We start from the raw sequence: 3523 nt of genomic DNA on the forward strand, positions 1-3523 counted from the left end.
TTGCTCTTTAACAATTTGGAAAGCTGACAAAGTAACTTATCTTCATTGATGGGTTACTTGTAAAGTTCTCAATCTTTATCTTTTGATAAAGACCAAAAATACACATTCAAGTGTGCTTGGTGAAAAACATCTTCGGATGCTTTTCAAAATTGAGTCCGGCAAAATCTGTCTCGCACTCATGTAAATTAAACGCGAGACAACTTGGTCGCTTGTTTGTTTTCATTCTAGTGAAAGCAAGAAGCCAAAGACCCTTTGGGGTTGTATGGTTAAGTGACTAAGCGTACACGGTGGATGCCTAGGCAGTCAGAGGCGATGAAGGACGTATTAACTTGCGATAAGCGTAGATGAGGCAGTAAAAGCCACTCGAGTCTACGATTTCCGAATGGGGAAACCCAAGTGCATAAGCACTTATCGCTGCGTGAATACATAGCGCAGCGAGGCAAACCGGGGGAACTGAAACATCTAAGTACCTCGAGGAGAAGAAATCAACCGAGATTCCGAAAGTAGCGGCGAGCGAAATTGGATTAGCCCTTAAGCTTTATTGGTGTCAGGCGAAGTGCTCTGGAAAGGCACGCGATACCGGGTGATAGCCCCGTAGCCGTTAACGCCAGTAAAGTGAAATCGAGTAGGGCGGGACACGTGATATCCTGTCTGAATATGGGGGGACCATCCTCCAAGGCTAAATACTCCTGACTGACCGATAGTGAACCAGTACCGTGAGGGAAAGGCGAAAAGAACCCCTGTGAGGGGAGTGAAATAGAACCTGAAACCGTGTACGTACAAGCAGTAGGAGCCTCTTTAATGGGGTGACTGCGTACCTTTTGTATAATGGGTCAGCGACTTATATTCAGTGGCAAGGTTAACCAAATAGGGGAGCCGTAGGGAAACCGAGTCTTAACTGGGCGTTCAGTCTCTGGATATAGACCCGAAACCGGGTGATCTAGCCATGGGCAGGTTGAAGGTTGAGTAACATCAACTGGAGGACCGAACCGACTAATGTTGAAAAATTAGCGGATGACTTGTGGCTAGGGGTGAAAGGCCAATCAAACTCGGAGATAGCTGGTTCTCCCCGAAAGCTATTTAGGTAGCGCCTCGGACGAATACTACTGGGGGTAGAGCACTGTTAAGGCTAGGGGGTCATCCCGACTTACCAACCCTTTGCAAACTCCGAATACCAGTAAGTACTATCCGGGAGACACACGGCGGGTGCTAACGTCCGTCGTGAAGAGGGAAACAACCCAGACCGCCAGCTAAGGTCCCAAAGTATTGCTAAGTGGGAAACGATGTGGGAAGGCTTAGACAGCTAGGATGTTGGCTTAGAAGCAGCCATCATTTAAAGAAAGCGTAATAGCTCACTAGTCGAGTCGGCCTGCGCGGAAGATGTAACGGGGCTAAGCAATACACCGAAGCTGCGGCAATGCGATTTATCGTATTGGGTAGGGGAGCGTTCTGTAAGCCGTTGAAGGTGAACTGTAAGGTTTGCTGGAGGTATCAGAAGTGCGAATGCTGACATGAGTAACGACAAGGGGGGTGAAAAACCTCCCCGCCGGAAGACCAAGGGTTCCTGTCCAACGTTAATCGGGGCAGGGTAAGTCGACCCCTAAGGCGAGGCCGAAAGGCGTAGTCGATGGGAAACGGGTTAATATTCCCGTACTTCTTATGAATGCGATGGGGGGACGGAGAAGGCTAGGTGGGCCAGGCGACGGTTGTCCTGGTTCAAGTGCGTAGGCTAAGAGACTAGGTAAATCCGGTTTCTTGTTAGGCTGAGACACGACGTCGAGCTGCTACGGTAGTGAAGTCATTGATGCCCTGCTTCCAGGAAAAGCCTCTAAGCTTCAGTTCATAAGAAATCGTACCCCAAACCGACACAGGTGGTCGGGTAGAGAATACCAAGGCGCTTGAGAGAACTCGGGTGAAGGAACTAGGCAAAATGGTACCGTAACTTCGGGAGAAGGTACGCTCTTGACGGTGAAGTCCCTTGCGGATGGAGCTATTGAGAGTCGCAGATACCAGGTGGCTGCAACTGTTTATTAAAAACACAGCACTGTGCAAAATCGCAAGATGACGTATACGGTGTGACGCCTGCCCGGTGCCGGAAGGTTAATTGATGGGGTTAGACGCAAGTCGAAGCTCTTGATCGAAGCCCCGGTAAACGGCGGCCGTAACTATAACGGTCCTAAGGTAGCGAAATTCCTTGTCGGGTAAGTTCCGACCTGCACGAATGGCGTAATGATGGCCACGCTGTCTCCACCCGAGACTCAGTGAAATTGAAATCGCTGTGAAGATGCAGTGTACCCGCGGCTAGACGGAAAGACCCCGTGAACCTTTACTACAGCTTGGCACTGAACATTGAACCTACATGTGTAGGATAGGTGGGAGACTTTGAAGCGCAGACGCTAGTTTGCGTGGAGTCAACCTTGAAATACCACCCTTGTAGTTTTGATGTTCTAACGTTGGCCCCTAATCGGGGTTGCGGACAGTGCCTGGTGGGTAGTTTGACTGGGGCGGTCTCCTCCCAAAGAGTAACGGAGGAGCACGAAGGTGGGCTAATCACGGTTGGACATCGTGAGGTTAGTGCAATGGCATAAGCCCGCTTAACTGCGAGAATGACGGTTCGAGCAGGTGCGAAAGCAGGTCATAGTGATCCGGTGGTTCTGAATGGAAGGGCCATCGCTCAACGGATAAAAGGTACTCCGGGGATAACAGGCTGATACCGCCCAAGAGTTCATATCGACGGCGGTGTTTGGCACCTCGATGTCGGCTCATCACATCCTGGGGCTGAAGTCGGTCCCAAGGGTATGGCTGTTCGCCATTTAAAGTGGTACGCGAGCTGGGTTTAGAACGTCGTGAGACAGTTCGGTCCCTATCTGCCGTGGGCGTTGGAGAATTGAAGGGGGCTGCTCCTAGTACGAGAGGACCGGAGTGGACGAACCTCTGGTGTTCGGGTTGTCACGCCAGTGGCATTGCCCGGTAGCTAAGTTCGGAATTGATAAGCGCTGAAAGCATCTAAGCGCGAAGCGAGCCCTGAGATGAGTTCTCCCTGGCACTATAAGTGTCCTAAAGGGTTGTTCGAGACTAGAACGTTGATAGGCAGGGTGTGTAAGCGCTGTGAGGCGTTGAGCTAACCTGTACTAATTGCCCGTGAGGCTTAACCATACAACACCCAAGGGGTTTTGGTGGACTCAAAGAAGTGCATTGAATGTGTAGAGAATGAAAAACAGCTTTCCGAATTAACCAAATTTGCTTGGCGACCATAGCGTTTTGGACCCACCTGACTCCATGCCGAACTCAGAAGTGAAACGAAACAGCGTCGATGGTAGTGTGGGGTCTCCCCATGTGAGAGTAGAACATCGCCAGGCTTTAATACTTGTGTTTAGACCTAAGGTCTGAAGACAGAAACTCAATAAAGCAGTCAATCAGACTTTATCGAGTAACAAGACAATGTGGAGCGGTAGTTCAGTTGGTTAGAATACCGGCCTGTCACGCCGGGGGTCGCGGGTTCGAGTCCCGTCCGCTCCGCCAC

General features: G+C 50.4%; 1 tRNA gene and 2 rRNA genes. All 3 read left to right on the plus strand.

Annotated elements, in window-relative coordinates:
• Positions 1 to 264: 264 nt before the first annotated feature.
• The 3 genes from CAG58_RS01795 (at position 265) to CAG58_RS01805 (ending at position 3522) form a co-directional block, all read left to right on the plus strand.
• Positions 265 to 3156, plus strand: a 23S ribosomal RNA gene (locus CAG58_RS01795).
• Positions 3157 to 3243: 87 nt separating this feature from the next.
• Positions 3244 to 3359, plus strand: a 5S ribosomal RNA gene (gene rrf / locus CAG58_RS01800).
• Between the two features lie 86 nt (positions 3360 to 3445).
• Positions 3446 to 3522 (plus strand) — tRNA-Asp (locus tag CAG58_RS01805).
• Position 3523: the final 1 nt, after the last annotated feature.

The sequence above is a fragment of the Vibrio sp. V31_P5A7T61 genome, from assembly GCF_009904895.1.
Taxonomy (GTDB): Bacteria; Pseudomonadota; Gammaproteobacteria; order Enterobacterales; family Vibrionaceae; genus Vibrio; species Vibrio metschnikovii.